This is a genomic window from Actinomycetota bacterium (assembly GCA_041658565.1).
Classification (GTDB): domain Bacteria; phylum Actinomycetota; class AC-67; order AC-67; family AC-67; genus JBAZZY01.
In genome coordinates this window covers 12925-26883 of record JBAZZY010000017.1, presented here as the reverse complement: position 1 = coordinate 26883, position 13959 = coordinate 12925, and the positions used below count along the sequence as shown (strand labels likewise).

Here is a 13959-nt window from a genome sequence, read left to right as displayed (position 1 = left end):
CGCGCGACGGTAGGCTGCGCGAATGATCGTCGTACTCGCCGGCGGCCTCGGCGCCGCACGTTTCCTGCGCGGACTGGTGCGCGTCGTGCCTGCCGAAGAAGTCTGCGTGATCGGCAATACCGGCGACGACATCGACATCTACGGGGTGCATGTCAGCCCAGACCTCGACATCGTGACGTTCATGCTCGCCGGCATCCTCGACGAACAGCGCCAATTCGGGATTCGCGACGACACGCACGTGGTGATGGACGAACTCGCTGCAACGGGGCACGAAACCTGGTTCGGGCTCGGCGACCGTGACTTCGCGATGTGCACGGCGCGCACCCAGTGGCTTGCGTGCGGCGTGCCGCTGCACGAGGTCACACGGCGACTCGCGCGGCGATTCGGGATCGGGGTACGGATCTTGCCGATGACCGACGACCCCGTCCAGACGCGCATTACCGTTCGAGAGCAGACGGGGGACGAGACCAACCTTCACTTCCAGGAGTACTGGGTTCGGCGGCGCGCGGCCGACCCCGTCATCGGTGTCCGGCTTGACGGCGCAGAGGGCGCGCGTCCGGCGCCGGGAGTACTCGAGGCGATCGCGGACGCGGAGACGATCTTGGTGGCACCCTCCAACCCCATCGTGTCCATCGGCACGATCTTGTCGATCCCGGGGATCCGAGAAGCGCTACGCGACGCGCGCGCGCCGGTGAGCGGAATCTCCCCCATCGTCGGCGGACGCGTGGTCCGAGGAATGGCAGACAAGCTGATGCACGCCGCCGGGGTCGAGATATCGGCAACCGGCGTCGCGTCTTTGTACGCGGACTTTCTCGATGCGTTCGTGGTGGATCACTGCGACGAGTTCCAACTTGAAGCCATCGAAGCACTCGGCGTGCGCGGGGTCGCAACGCAGACCATGATGCACACGGCAAACGATGCGGCCGCGCTCGCCAAGGTAGCTCTCGGGGCGCCGGTATGAGCCTTGAGATCTTCCCCGTCGAAGGAATTCCCGAGATCACAGCCGGCCGGGACATCGGCGAGATAATCGCCGCGTGGGCTGATCTTCGCGCCGGCGACGTCGTCGTCGTCGCGCAGAAGATCGTGTCGAAGTCCGAGGGGCGCTTGGTTCCGGTCGACCCCGCACGGCGCGACACCGAGCGCGCGCGCCTGGTTGAGCGGGAGTCCGTTCGCTTAGTGGCCCGGCGCGGCGACCTCATGATCGTGCAGACGCGGCACGGCTTCGTGTGCGCTAACGCCGGCATCGACGCGTCCAACGTTCCCCCAGGATACGTGAGCCTGCTCCCCGAGGATTGCGACGCGAGCGCCGCGCGCATCCGGGCACGCATCAATGATCTGACCGGGCTGGACGTCGGAGTCGTCGTGTCGGATACGTTCGGCCGTCCCTGGCGCACGGGGCTCACAAACGTCGCACTCGGCGTCGCCGGCCTTTCGCCGCTGCGCGACCACCGCGGCGAAACGGACGTCTTCGGGGCTCAGTTGCACGCTACGGTGATCGCAGTCGCCGACGAGATCGCCGGAGCCGCCGAGCTGGTCATGGGCAAGTCGGACGGCATCCCCGTCGCCGTCGTACGAGGTATCGCGACTCTCGGGGCGGGCGGGCACGGCCGGGACCTAATTCGGACGCCGGAGCAAGACCTGTTCCCCCTGGGGATCATCGATGATTGACGTGTCGCTCTAACCCGTATGCAATAGGCCGGAACTCAAAGGAGGCAGGCGTGGCAAACAAGAAGGCCCGGCAAGGACGGCGCGACACGGCAAAGCAGCAGCGAGCAGAGCACGCACGGCGTGCGGCACGCAAGCAGCAGGTTCGCAAGGTTGTGACCCTGGTGATCGTCGTGGGGGCCCTGGCGCTCGGCGGGATCATCGTCCAAGGCGGTAATGGTGGAACTAAGAAAGTCGCCTCCCTGGACACACTCGCGGCTGCGGCCGGATGCTCGAAACTGCAGTCGCCGCCAAATCAAGGCCGCGAACATCTGACGAGCGCGACCACCGTCGACTACAACTCGAACCCTCCGACCTCAGGGACACACTCGCAGAGCGAGGCCAACACAGGAATCCACGCCACCCCGATTCCCAGCGAATTGCAGGTCCACAACCTCGAGCACGGACACGTCGGCATCCAATACACCGACGCCCTGCCGGAGGCGATTCGCACGAAGCTCGAGGAATTGACCAGCAAGCACGACAAGTACGTATTCATGGCACCGCGCGCGGACATGCCGTATACGCTCGCGTTCACCGCGTGGACCAAGCTGATGACCTGTGAGGCTCCGACGGACCCGGTGGCGGTGGCGGCGGTGGCGGAGAAGTTCCGGGACGTCCACGAGGATCAGGGGCCCGAGAACAACCTCCCGGGAACTCCGAACTAGCTACAGCACTACCGTCGAAACCATCCCGCGGGCGGGGTTTCCTGCCTCGTCCCCGACCGTGAGTTGGATGGTGTAGCTGCCGACATCCGTAACTTGTGGGTTCCAGTACGCGACTGCGCTCGCAGGAAGAGAGACCGTCACGGGCGCCGACTGATAGACGACTTCGTTCGTCCCGACTAGGTCACGAACAACAGTGAACGAGTACGTCGCCGTCGCGGCGTAGTCGTCGGACACATCGAAAGTGATCGTGGCCGCATCTTCCTGCACCGGGACGACGACGGGCGTCACCTCGAACGCGCTCAGCCTGGGCGGCGTGCGGTCGACGATCAGCGGCCCGACGGAACATGCTCCCCATTCGACTCCGTCGAAGGCTCGCACGAACAAGCGATGGACCCCGGTCGGAATGTTGAGCGGCACGAGGATTTGTCCCCGCAACGACTCGACCGCGGAGTTGAAGACGCCGTCGGCTGCGTCAAGGCGCTGCCCGGCGGCGAACCCCGAGCCCGGCGAGCCGGGGAGGTCCAGGAACCACTCAACAGCTTGGATCGGACGAACGGCCGAGCGCGCCGTCCCGGTCGCCGTCACTTCGCTCGAGCCGCCGACCGCACGCGGAAACGACGCCGCGACTCGGTCTACCACGGGGCCGATGCCGTCCTTCAACGCTCGCTCGAAGTTCACCCTGCCGGAGCCGTAGTAGTCGTCGCGGCCCGGGTATGCGACGGCGTTCACGTCGTCGGCGTTTCGCTTGATGATCTCGGACACCTCCGACGGCGTCCTGCCGGGAACCTGTGCAAACAACAAAGCCGCGAGGGCTGAGACATGCGGCGTGGCCGTGCTGGTGCCGCACGGGCCCGTCGAGAACCCACTCGGCGTGCGCGGATCGAGCGACACGATGCCGACCCCGGGGGCGGCCACGCCCACAGAAGCGTTGTGGTTCGTGCACGTCCCCGGCCGGTCCGCCTCATCGACGGCGGAGACCGAAAGCACGCCGCGCATCTGCGCCGGGTAAAAAGGCGCGTCGTTCGCGTTGTTGCCGGCGGCAGCGACCACAAGAGATCCGGGACGCGTGTCGGTGCCGGTGGTCACGGCCGCGATGGCTGCCTGGACGGTTTGCGAGTACTCGGTCAACCCGAGCGAAAGATTCAGCACCCGCGCGCCGTGTTCCCAAGCCCACAGGATGCCCTCGGAAAGCCCCGAGGCCTTCGTTCGACCCGCCCCGTCTACCACCTCGACCGGCATGATCTGCGCCGAGTAGGCGAACCCGGCAATTCCATGTGCGTTGTTCGCGGCTGCGCCCAGAATTCCGGCAACGAAGGTGCCGTGGTAGGCGGCCGAGCCTCCACGGTCGGCCGCGGAAACAAAGTGATCAGCCGCATCGGCGGTGTCGATCTGGCCGCCGTTGGCAGCGTCGAACGCTGCGGAGATGGGACCGGGTTCCGCGTTGATCCAGTCCTGCATCGTGGTATCGATGGCCGTGTCTAGGACTGCGACCTTGACGGGAGCCGGAACGGTGTCGCGCTTCTGGGCCTGGGTGAAGAAGCGACCCGGGGCGACATCCCATCCCCCCAACGCATTGACGGCACCGACGTCCCACTGCCGACCGGAATCGCACCCCCCGATACACGGATCCTGCGGAAGCAGCGCCACGTGACCGACGTAGTCGGGCTCGGCGTACTCAACTCCGGCGCGAGAGGAAAGGCGTCGCGCGGCAGCGATGACTGCCGCGCCCGCGGAAAGCCGGACGACCGAGGTTCCGATCACCGGTATCCTGCGCTCGACGACACCGCCGACCGCAGCGAGTGCCGCACGGCGTTGTGAGGGGCGCGCGCCGGATGCGAACTTCACCAGCACTCGACCGGGAACGAACTCGGACGACGCAGGGACGGACGCAGCCGGCGCGGGCACGGCAGCCCCCCCTGCCGCTGCGACACAGATCGCGAGGACGGCCCGTCGAATCCTGCTGCTACGCATACGTCGGCGCTCCACCGGCACACCGTGCGCGCCGGGTTCCGGTTGGGCGAGCGTGAGTTCCCATGCGTCGCTCAGGCGCAGTACCGTCCGGCGACTGCCTGCCCAAGCGTGAACTCAAGCGCGGGGCTCGGCATGGAAACCGCGGACGTGCGACCATTCGGGACCGGGAGATTCTGTGCCGGGATCATGACTCCGGCTCCCGCGATCACAATCTTCAGCGCGGCAACGTCCACCCGCTTCGGTTCCGAAGTTGCCGAGCGCGCGTGCGCGACGATCGAAACATACCCCGGCTGATCGAAGATCACCGTGTTCGGCTGGTAGGACTCTCGAAGCGGAATCGGACCGATCACCGTGTCCGGCACCCCCTGTCCGGGATTGGACAGCAGAATCGAGATCGACGCGTTCTGGAGATTGACCGCGGAGGCGGTGGCGGTACAAGTCGCGGAGGCAACAGTTTCAAGCGACTGCGCGCCGATCGACACCACTACCTTCTGCGACGGATCGGCAAACGCCACACTAACGCCGGCCAAGCGGACCTCGGACGTTACCTTGCCCCGTGAGGCAAACGTGCGCAGCGTGGCACCCGCCGACGGCGAGCCGCCGCCGGGGTTGTCGAGGGAAGTGACCTTCGCCTCCTCGAAGTCGTCTTCGGAGTACTGGTACCCGGTGTCGGCCGCGTCGGCCCGGTACCGGTCCAGTTCTTGCGTCGCTTGCATTGACGTCCCGCGCCGGACCTGGCCGTTCTCCCCGTGGCTCGCATAAACATCGCCGGCGTTGGCCCTGCCTTCGTACGCTCCGTCACCGACAACCGTGAAGTTGTCGAACCACGCGCGCGTTCCCGAAGTTCGCAGCCCAACCGCGCCGGAGTCGTAAGGCAGACCCGGGAAGGGGTCGGCCGCCGTCGGAGTGTCGCCCGAGGGAACATCGGTGTGATCGATCACCATGCGTCCGTCCACGAAGGCCTGGATGCGTCCGCCGGCGACGACCACCTTGTACCGATGCGGCTTGCTGAGATCCGCCCACGTAGGCGCCATCTTCGTCGACAACAGGAAGTACCCGCGGCCGATGCGCTTCCACAGCGCATAGATCTTGCCGGTGGGAAAGTCGCCATTGATCCCCGTGACCACGGCACTGAAGAGATACAGGTTGTCCTTGTCGGCAACCCCTTCGGTGACCGGCGCGCGGAAGACCATGCCGACGCTGACTCCCGGAGGCAGGTCACCAAGCGCCGTCTGTGAGTCCATGATGGCTGCGGTTACCTCGGCGGTGAACGTGCGGAAGACCCTGCCGCGCACGAACAGCATCGGCTCATTGGGCACCGCGGCGCGTGATTGCTGGACAAGAACCCGATTGGCCCCGGCCGTCGGCGTATCGCTCATCGACTGGTCCTCAACGGTCCACGCCCCGCTCTTGATCTCCCAGGAGTCGGTGGGATTAGTTCCCGGCAACGGACCGGGAGCCTCGACGTCGAAGTTCGTCTGGAAACCGCTCGTGATGGGATGCGCAACACCGGTGCCCGATACCGCGAGCCCGAGCGCAAGGACGAAAGACGCCGCGCTCGCCCCCACTCGCTTGGATGCGCACCGCTTTGTTCTCATCACCGCTCCTTCGTCAACCCGCAACGGACGCCGACAGATGCGACGAACAATCGAAGGTTTCTCTGTTCAACCTGTCGCTCCTGCCACAGATGTGCCCAGAAACGCCATGTTTACCGGGTCAATCAAGCATGGTTACGCATTGCTCAGATTGCGGACCGAGGGCCCGTTCGTCGCGAAGCGGTGCGAACCTCCCCCGGCAATTGCCTACGAGCCGGGCGAAACGGGCACATCGAACTCGGCGGCTTTTGGAGGGGGCCCGAAGGCTCGCGCGCGCCCATGAGCGAGCCCCAGCTCGATCGCACGCGCGACCGGCTGAGAGGTCTGCGGTTGACTAATCCATCCGCGATACCGGCGCGAGATCGCCCGAAGCGTGCGAGCCCGCCGCACGCCCCGCAAGTGGTTGGCGACGATCAGGAATGAGTTGCGCACGAAGAAGTACTGGTACATCGGCGTCGCCTCGCCACCGAAGGAGACGCTGCGCCCGTGGTGGACGCGCGCGCGCGCAACCACGCCGATTCGCGAACCCGCGGCGCGCGCGCGCACCCCGAAGTCAACATCCTCCCACACGAGGAAGAACCGCTCGTCGAACAGACCAATCTCCTCGATCAGCGAGCGCCGGATCAACATCGCGCTGCCCGTGGCGTAGTCGGTCTCACAATCGCCGAGTTCGCCGAGAGGCTCATCCCGGCCTTGCGCATGCACCGCAAGGTGATCCAAATCGACGGTCGCGCGATAGAAGTCGACGATCGAGGGGTCGTCGCGGCACAGAGACACCGGTGCGGCGATCCCCCACTCCGGGTGATCCAGCAAAGCCTGGGTGAGCAAATCGAGCGCACCCGGTTCCACCACGACGTCGCTGTTAAGCACCAGCACCGCATCGGTCCCCCGGTCTAGGGCCAGGCGAATCCCGGTGTTGTTGCCGCCGGCATATCCCGCATTGACGCCGTTCTCGATCATCACGACGCCGGGGTACGCATCGCGGATCGCATCCACGGACCCGTCTCCCGAGGCATTGTCAACGACGATCGCGTCGACTCCGGTATCGCGAAGAGACGACAGCGCCGCGATCGTCTCGTGCGGCTGCCGCCAGTTCAGCACGACGGCCGTCGTCTTCACGCCCGCTCCCACTCCCCCGTCACGGAATCGCGCCGGCGGATCACCCGGGCCGGAACGCCTGCGACGACCGAGTACGCAGGAACGTCTCGCGTCACAACCGAGTTCGCACCCACCCACGAGTTGCGTCCAATCCGCACGCCGGCCAAGACCGTAGCGTGCTCCCCGATCATCACGCCGTCTTCGATGATCACTTCGGCCACACGGAAGGGTTGCTTCTTCAGCGGGATGACGTCCGAAGCTTCCTCGTATTCGTACTGGTGATCCTCGATACACACCCCGGACGCGATGCCGACATCGTCGCCGAGCACGATGCGCTGCATCGCACCGAAGTGAGCAAAGGAGTTGATCACGACCCGATCGCCGATCTCGATGCGCGCATCGCGCTCCGGAAGCGGCGGACCTTCCAAGTGTGGGTTCTCCGTAACGATCTCAATCCGGCAGTAGGGGTGGATCGTCGTCGCCGAGCCGACGAAAAGGCGCTCGGGATGATGGAACATCGAAGGCATTCGGATCAGCGACCCGACGCCGACGGATCCGAACTTCGGAGCGTCGCGGCGATCCTCGTAATCGTGGATACGCCGGTGCATGCGTGCAACGTAGTCCTTCACGGCCGTACCCCCGCCATCGAAAGCGCGTCCCCCAACCCCGTGGCCGCCGCAAGTCCGAAGGCGGCCTTGCGCAGCCGTTCCTTGCGATTCCGTCCGAAATCGCGGTGAAGGTTGAAGGTTCGCTCGAAGACTACTCGGAACCCGGCGCGCGCGAACACCGCGCGAAGGGTCGCCGGCGAGAACTGCCAGACGTGTCCCGTCGGTTGGATCCCATACCAGAGCGCGCGCTCATATCGCGCGCCGAAGGACCGGTAGTTCGGCGAGTTTGCGACGAACAGCATTCCGCCGGGACGCAATAGTCGTCTGCAAAGAGCAAGAGATTGGTCGAGTTCGGCGACGTGCTCGGCGGTTGCCGAGAGACAAACAATGTCGAGACTCTCGTCGGAAAACCCCGCGGAAACCAGCGGTGCTGAGATCATCTGCAAGCCGCGCGCGCGGCCGACTTCGGCTGCTGCTTCGTTCGGCTCCACGCCGGTCGCGTCGTAGCCGAGAGCGGTCGCCATGCTCACGATGGTCCCGATGTTCGCGCCGACATCAACGAAACGTCGGGGCGGCGGAGCGAGAAGGGTAATGTCGTCCATCGTGGAACGAAGCAATCTTTGGAAAAGCTCTTCCCGGGCAAGGTAAGTCTCGACGAACGCGTCGTCGCGATAAGAGCTGTGATCGTGGTCTTCGGGTGCCGGGGACGTCCGCACCAAGCCGCATGCCAGGCAGCGGATCAACGAGTACTCCAACGGCTCCGTGTTGACGCCGTAGGTGCAGTAGCGGTCCGCGCGCAGCACCCTGCGGTAGCGCGCGCCACCGCACGCGCACACCGTGGCTTGGGTGCCGGCGGCCTTGTTCACTGCACCTCCTCGGTCCCGTCGTCGCGAGGCTCCGGCAGATCCAGTTCCTCGTCGGCCCGCCGGTAGGTCTCCTGCAGGGGTTCCGGCCGGGTCTTCTCCCACACCTTAGCCACCACCAGCGCCTCATTGAACGCAAGAAGGACTGCCTCTACGGCGCCGGCGCCCCCTTCCGCACGCAAGCCCGAGCGCCACAAGCGAACGAAGGCCTTCGGAAACGCCGCAACAAGCGTGCGCGCCGCAGGAGGCTTCGCCCCGCGCGCGACCAGTTCGGAAGCCTGGAACTCCGTGTATGCATCGATCTTGCGCACGACCTCGGAGACCGACCGGTGCGTGAAGTGCACCAGAGGGGCCGACAGGCGTCCGGTCCGGCGCGCGCCCTCAATCCGCTCGTGAACCAAGCCGACCCAGCGCACCGCATCGCGTCGCATCAGCCGCACCGGCGCGTCGGGACCGCCCGGATGCCACTTCAAACGTCGCCCCAGCGCCATGCTCTCGCGCGGGACGGCGTAAGCATCTGCGTCGGGCGAGCCGGCAAGAAGCGACAGCACCTCACGCGCCAGAGCCGGCGTCACCCGCTCATCGGCGTCGACGAAAAGCACCCAGTCCCCGTGCGCCTGCTTGAGGGCGAAGTTCCGCTGGCGCGCGAAATCGTCGAAGGGGCGCCCGACGACTCGCGCGCCAGCAAGACGCGCAATCTCTACGGTGGCATCTGTCGAGCCACCGTCGATTACCAAGACCTCATCTGCGAACCGGCCCGAAGCGACGGCGCGCTCGATCATGCGCGCTTCGTCCTGGGCCAGAATCGCAACCGTCAGTCGCATTCGGCCTCCCGCCGCAGCACGATCTGCTCAACGATCGAACCAAGTCCAAATGCATCGGTCGCGCGCACCAGGATGTCGCCGGCGGCGCGGCGCGCGCGAACCGGAATGCGCCGTCCGAAGCGGGTCGAGGCGAGGATGTCCTCCCCGTCGTGCAGCCCCGGCGCGCGCGCGCTCCAAGTGGAGCGACACGCGGAAGCGAAACCTGCGGCGTCCAGCAATCGCCCGAGGGCGTCGGGCGTGTACCACACGCAGTGCGTCGGTGGAATCCAGTAGTTGAACCGTTCGCGCTTCACGCGCGCCAGCACACTCACCGGGTTCGGAGTCGCCACGACCAAAGCACCGCCGGGCCGAAGCAGGCGCCGGCACTCGGCCAGGAGCGGACGGGGATCCACCAGGTGCTCGACGACCTGCAGCAGCGCGACGGCGTCGTAGCCGCCTTCCTCCAGCCGAAGGTCCTCAAGCATCCCCTCGTGCGCCTCGAAACCGAGCCCGCGGGCATGCTCCACCGCGAACGACGATGGGTCCACGCCGACGGAGTCCCATCCACGCGCGCGCCCAGCCTCCAACAGGAACGCAGGACCGCTGCCGACGTCGAGCAAGCGTCCCGGGCCGACCCATCGCTCGACCGCGTCGAGCGTGCGATCGTGTTGCGCCAGGATCGGCTCACGGAGCGCGAACGCTACGTCGTAGGCCGATCCGTCGTCGAACTCCTCCATGCGAACGCCATCGGGCTGCGGCGACAGAGCGTGCAGCCCACACGTTCCGCAACGATCGATTCTCCACGCGTCCATGCGCAGAGCCGGACGACGGTCGCCGCCGCAGACCGCGCACGGGGACGCCACAGGGCTACGCACGATCGGTCACCGCTTCCGCCGCAACCGGCGCCGGAGGGCGGGCAGGCGCGATAGGCGCGCGCGCGCGCCGGATCATCGCACGCACGTCGTCCAGCTCGCCGGCCGCGAACATCAGCCCAAGGTATCCGGCTACTCCCAAAGCCCCGACCGCGACCAACTGCAGCGAGTCGTGCACCACGAACCGAGCGAAGCTCGCGACGACGACTGCGGGAATCGCCGACAAGACCAAAATCCGAAGCAGCGGCCGAACGAAGTTCACACGCACAACCTTGTTCATCTCGCGCACGCTGAGCACCGCCAACCACGACACAGCGAACATCCCGAGCGCGAATCCGTCCTTGCCGATCCACAACGTCAGCGGCACCCCGAGCGCCCAACCGGCCACCGCCCAGATGAGCGTCAGCCGCAACACCGCTCGCGCGCGCCCTAGTCCGTACAACGCGCTGACGATCACCGTCGAGTAGGCCGCGTTCATCATCGGAATGCACAGCAGATAGAAGGAAGTGAGCCCGGGGAACCACTTGGGACCGTAGACGTGCTCGACGATCTGTCTGGCCAGCGCAGCCAGCAGCAACGTGGTCGGAAACACCGTCGCAGCAACCCACTTGATCGACTTCTCGATGGCATCCTTCAGCGCGGGAGGGTCGTCCTGCAGGCGCGCGTAGGCGGGGAACGTGACTCGGCTGACGATCGGCAGCAAGAACAGCGCGTTGGTCGCCATCCCGACGGCCCAGATCACGTAGCCGACGGACTTCGCGCCGGCGACGAACGCGATGAACGTCGGCACGAAATTGTCCTTGATCGCGTTGACGAATCCGTTCGCTTGGTACGGCAACCCGAAGGCAAGCATCGCGCGCATTGCCCGACGGTCGAGCCCGAGTCGCGGGCGCCACCACGACGACACGTTTATCACCAGCGCATGCACCGCGCGCGAGGCGAGGGTCGCCCACACGAAGCACCACACCGCGTCGTCGGCGCGCGCGAGCGACACGTTCGGATGGCGGAACGTGAATGCTAGAGGTACGGCGATCAGCACGTACACAAGCTGCCCCGACAAATCCGCGGCCGAGAGGCGGCCGAACTTCAGCTCTCGCTCCAGCCTGATCGACGGAATCGTGGTAAACGTCGAAAAGAGAATCGACGCGGCCAGCATGCGTACGGCAAGGACGTTGACTGTGTGCAAGTGGTAGGCGCGCACCAGGGGACCCGCAACAGCCCACAGCGTTCCGACCACGACGAGGTTCAGCATCAGACTGAGCGAGAACGCGGTTCGCAGATCCCGCTCGGTCAAGCGCTCGCGACGCTGGATCAGCGACGCGCCGAGCCCGAGGTCCGAGAGAAACCCCGCCATCCCCACAACAAAGCTGACGATCGCGTAGATGCCGAAGGTCTCCGGCGCCAGCCAGCGAGCAAGCAAGATGTTGCCCGCCATCTGCAGGCCGCGCTGCCCGATCGTACGCACGAGCAGGGTTCCGAAGCCGCGCATCGCCAGGCTCTTGACTTGCGAGGAATCAAGTTCGGGGTGCGCGGTCGGACCGGCATCCAGCTCCGGATGCTCGACGACGCCGGGTGCGACTTCAGGAGGCATGCGCGTGCTCCACGGAACGCCCGGCCGCCAAAGCCTCGTAGGTCAGTTCGATGCGTTCGGCAACGCGTGCGAGTGCGAATCGCCGCTCGGCGCGCGCGCGGTTGAATGCCCCCATAGCTTCCGCGCCGAGCGGATCGGCCAGGACCGACGCGAGCGCATCCGCCAGCAATCGCTCGTCTCCGCGGGGGACAAGTCGTCCGCCGCGGCCATCCACGATTGCGTCGGGAATGCCTCCGGATCCGGTAGCGACCACCGGACGTCCACTCGCCATCGCCTCGACGACGGTCATGCCGAAGGGCTCCCCAAAACTGGGCTGGCACACGACGCGCGCGCGCGCATAGATCTCCGGCGCTTGCGCCGGCTCGACCGCCCCAATGAATTCCACCGCAACCCCGAGTTCGCGCGCGCGCGCCTCGAGCGCCGGCCGCAACCCGGTCGGATCGTCGCCGGCGATCACCAGGCGCGCGGCGGGAATCCGGCGCAGGACATGCGGCATAGCTTCCAGCAACACGCGAACACCCTTGCGCTCGGACAAGACCGAGAAGAACACGATCACCGGATCGTGCGGCAGCGGGGTCGCGCCGAACCGCTCGACGTCCACGCCGAAGGGGATCTCAACGGCGCGCTCACGAACCTGCAACGGGATCGCCTCGTACGAGGAGGACCCGGTCACCAAGATCCGATCCGCGCGCGCCAGCGTGCGTCGGTGCAGCCTCGCCTCAATCGAATCGGTAACCACGGCTGCGAGGCGCGCGGCCGGTTTCCCGCGGCGCGACGCGACCTGCGGCCAGGGCAGGTTCACGGGCCCGACGACCAGCGGAGCACCGCCGGCCAGCGTGTATCCGTCCGCGGTCGTGAATGGGAACAGCAAGTGCACAACGTCGAGGTTCTGCGTAGCGCAGTCGCGCGCGATACGCCGGGCAAACGCAATGCGCCCCGCCCCGACCGTCGGGCCCCGGACCGAGATCTCCCGGACATCTATCCCGTCGAAGCTGCCCTCCGCGCGCTCGCAGTAGGCGATCACGTCGTGCCCGCGAGCCGCCAGCGCGCGCAAGAGTGCTGCCGCGATCAGCGCTTCACCGTTCGCGGCGCGATCCGACAACAGGCGCGCGGCAGGCACGAATGCGACGCGCATCTACGCGACCCCTTCGGCCATTTGCGGGGACTGCCCGGTCGCCCACGCAACGGTGCGCGACACACCGGCCTCGAACGAGACTGCCGGCTCGTATCCCAGTTCTCCGAGTCTCGAAATATCGGCCACCATCCGCTCGGAATCGCCGGGGCGGACGGATCCGGTAAACACGATCTCCGGCGTCACTCCCATCGCGCGCGCGATCGTTTCGGCGAGTTGCGCGATCGTGACCATGTGGCCGGAGCCGACGTTGAAAGCCTCCCCGCGCGCGGGCGCGCAGTCGGCCGCGACGATCGTCGCCGAAACGACGTCGTCCACGTACCCCAGATCGCGCAGTTCTCGCCCCGTTCCGAACACCTCGACCCGCCGTGGGTTCACTCGAAGCTTGTTCACGAGGTCGTACACAACCTGCTTGCGCTGGCGCGGCCCGTAAACCGGGAAGTAACGCAAGACGGTGGCGCGGATGCCGTGCAGAAGCGACGCGACGCGCACATGCTCCTCAGCGCAGAACTTGTCCACACCGTAGGGCGACACCGGCGACGGAGGGCACTCCTCGCGAATCGGTTGCACGTTCGGCTGACCGTAGATCGCCGCGCTCGAGACATGCACCAACCGAGGGCGGGACGAGAGGTCTCGCAGAGCCTGAAGAATCAGCAGCGTCTGCTCGGCGTTCGCACGCAAGTCTCCGATGGGATCATCGACCGAAGGCGGAACGTATGCCGGCGAAGCCAAGTGGAATACGACGTCGTACTCTTCCTCGGCAATGAGTCGAGCGGCAACGCCGCAGTCACCGAGGACGAAGCGAACTCGGTTCGCGACCGCCGACAAGTTCTCGGTGGTCGAGTTTCGAAGATCGTCGAGCACTGTCACTTGATCCCCGCGCGCGATGAGGCGCTCAACCAAATGACTGCCGACGAACCCGGCTCCGCCCGTGACGAGCACGCGGGCCGGCACATGATGGCTCAAGACGGTCGCCCCTTACTCCGTCGTGGCGCCGGACCGACACGGCGCTCACAGTTCTCAACGAGCGGGCCGCGCGCGCGCGACGCCCGGC

13 protein-coding genes are annotated in these 13959 nt (G+C 66.4%); 3 read left to right on the top strand and 10 right to left on the bottom strand.

What is annotated here, in order from left to right; translation table 11 throughout:
- Positions 1-22: 22 nt before the first annotated feature.
- Genes cofD through WDA27_09605 form a run of 3 tightly spaced genes read left to right on the top strand, consistent with a single transcriptional unit; the run spans position 23 to position 2372 of the window.
- Positions 23-961, top strand: coding sequence for a 2-phospho-L-lactate transferase (cofD, locus tag WDA27_09615; protein ID MFA5891189.1), 939 nt, complete (start codon positions 23-25; stop codon positions 959-961).
- Positions 958-1668: a coenzyme F420-0:L-glutamate ligase gene (locus WDA27_09610; protein ID MFA5891188.1), complete on the top strand. Its 711-nt coding sequence runs from the start codon at positions 958-960 to the stop codon at positions 1666-1668. The genes cofD and WDA27_09610 overlap by 4 nt, the downstream gene beginning before the upstream one ends.
- Positions 1669-1718: 50 nt before the next feature.
- On the top strand, positions 1719-2372 hold the full coding sequence (locus tag WDA27_09605) for a DUF3105 domain-containing protein (protein MFA5891187.1): 654 nt from the start codon (positions 1719-1721) through the stop codon (positions 2370-2372).
- Here WDA27_09605 and WDA27_09600 read toward each other — a convergent pair whose 3' ends face one another.
- The 10 genes from WDA27_09600 to WDA27_09555 all read right to left on the bottom strand — a co-directional run bounded on the left by WDA27_09600 (position 2373) and on the right by WDA27_09555 (position 13871).
- Positions 2373-4343, bottom strand: a complete 1971-nt coding sequence (locus WDA27_09600; protein ID MFA5891186.1) for a S8 family serine peptidase — start codon at positions 4341-4343, stop codon at positions 2373-2375.
- A 71-nt stretch (positions 4344-4414) separates the two neighbouring features.
- Positions 4415-5941, bottom strand: a complete 1527-nt coding sequence (locus WDA27_09595) for a family 16 glycoside hydrolase (GenBank protein MFA5891185.1) — start codon at positions 5939-5941, stop codon at positions 4415-4417.
- 204 nt (positions 5942-6145) lie between these two features.
- Complete coding sequence (locus WDA27_09590; GenBank protein MFA5891184.1) at positions 6146-7057, bottom strand: glycosyltransferase family 2 protein; 912 nt, start codon at positions 7055-7057, stop codon at positions 6146-6148.
- Positions 7054-7665, bottom strand: a complete 612-nt coding sequence (locus WDA27_09585; GenBank protein MFA5891183.1) for an acyltransferase — start codon at positions 7663-7665, stop codon at positions 7054-7056. The genes WDA27_09590 and WDA27_09585 overlap by 4 nt, the downstream gene beginning before the upstream one ends.
- Positions 7662-8510: a class I SAM-dependent methyltransferase gene (locus WDA27_09580; protein ID MFA5891182.1), complete on the bottom strand. Its 849-nt coding sequence runs from the start codon at positions 8508-8510 to the stop codon at positions 7662-7664. Before WDA27_09580 ends, WDA27_09585 begins: the two co-directional genes overlap by 4 nt.
- The gene (locus tag WDA27_09575; protein ID MFA5891181.1) at positions 8507-9331 is read right to left on the bottom strand and encodes a glycosyltransferase family 2 protein; all 825 of its coding nucleotides are present in this window, start codon (positions 9329-9331) and stop codon (positions 8507-8509) included. The genes WDA27_09580 and WDA27_09575 overlap by 4 nt, the downstream gene beginning before the upstream one ends.
- Positions 9322-10185 (bottom strand): class I SAM-dependent methyltransferase, encoded by an 864-nt coding sequence (locus tag WDA27_09570; GenBank protein MFA5891180.1) that lies wholly within the window; start codon positions 10183-10185, stop codon positions 9322-9324. Before WDA27_09570 ends, WDA27_09575 begins: the two co-directional genes overlap by 10 nt.
- The gene (locus WDA27_09565) at positions 10178-11773 is read right to left on the bottom strand and encodes an oligosaccharide flippase family protein (protein MFA5891179.1); all 1596 of its coding nucleotides are present in this window, start codon (positions 11771-11773) and stop codon (positions 10178-10180) included. Before WDA27_09565 ends, WDA27_09570 begins: the two co-directional genes overlap by 8 nt.
- Positions 11763-12908 carry a glycosyltransferase family 4 protein gene (locus WDA27_09560; GenBank protein MFA5891178.1) on the bottom strand — a complete coding sequence of 382 codons (1146 nt, stop codon included), beginning with the start codon at positions 12906-12908 and terminating at the stop codon, positions 11763-11765. The genes WDA27_09565 and WDA27_09560 overlap by 11 nt, the downstream gene beginning before the upstream one ends.
- The gene (locus WDA27_09555; protein ID MFA5891177.1) at positions 12909-13871 is read right to left on the bottom strand and encodes an NAD-dependent epimerase/dehydratase family protein; all 963 of its coding nucleotides are present in this window, start codon (positions 13869-13871) and stop codon (positions 12909-12911) included.
- Between the last annotated feature and the right edge of the window lie 88 nt (positions 13872-13959).

Coding starts and splice junctions, on each gene's coding strand:
- cofD (MFA5891189.1), top strand. CDS start 23: ATGATCGTCGTACTCGCCGGCGGCCTCGGCGCCGCACGTTTCCTGCGC.
- WDA27_09610 (MFA5891188.1), top strand. CDS start 958: ATGAGCCTTGAGATCTTCCCCGTCGAAGGAATTCCCGAGATCACAGCC.
- WDA27_09600 (MFA5891186.1), bottom strand. CDS start 4,343: ATGCGTAGCAGCAGGATTCGACGGGCCGTCCTCGCGATCTGTGTCGCA.
- WDA27_09595 (MFA5891185.1), bottom strand. CDS start 5,941: ATGAGAACAAAGCGGTGCGCATCCAAGCGAGTGGGGGCGAGCGCGGCG.
- WDA27_09575 (MFA5891181.1), bottom strand. CDS start 9,331: ATGCGACTGACGGTTGCGATTCTGGCCCAGGACGAAGCGCGCATGATC.
- WDA27_09565 (MFA5891179.1), bottom strand. CDS start 11,773: ATGCCTCCTGAAGTCGCACCCGGCGTCGTCGAGCATCCGGAGCTGGAT.
- WDA27_09560 (MFA5891178.1), bottom strand. CDS start 12,908: ATGCGCGTCGCATTCGTGCCTGCCGCGCGCCTGTTGTCGGATCGCGCC.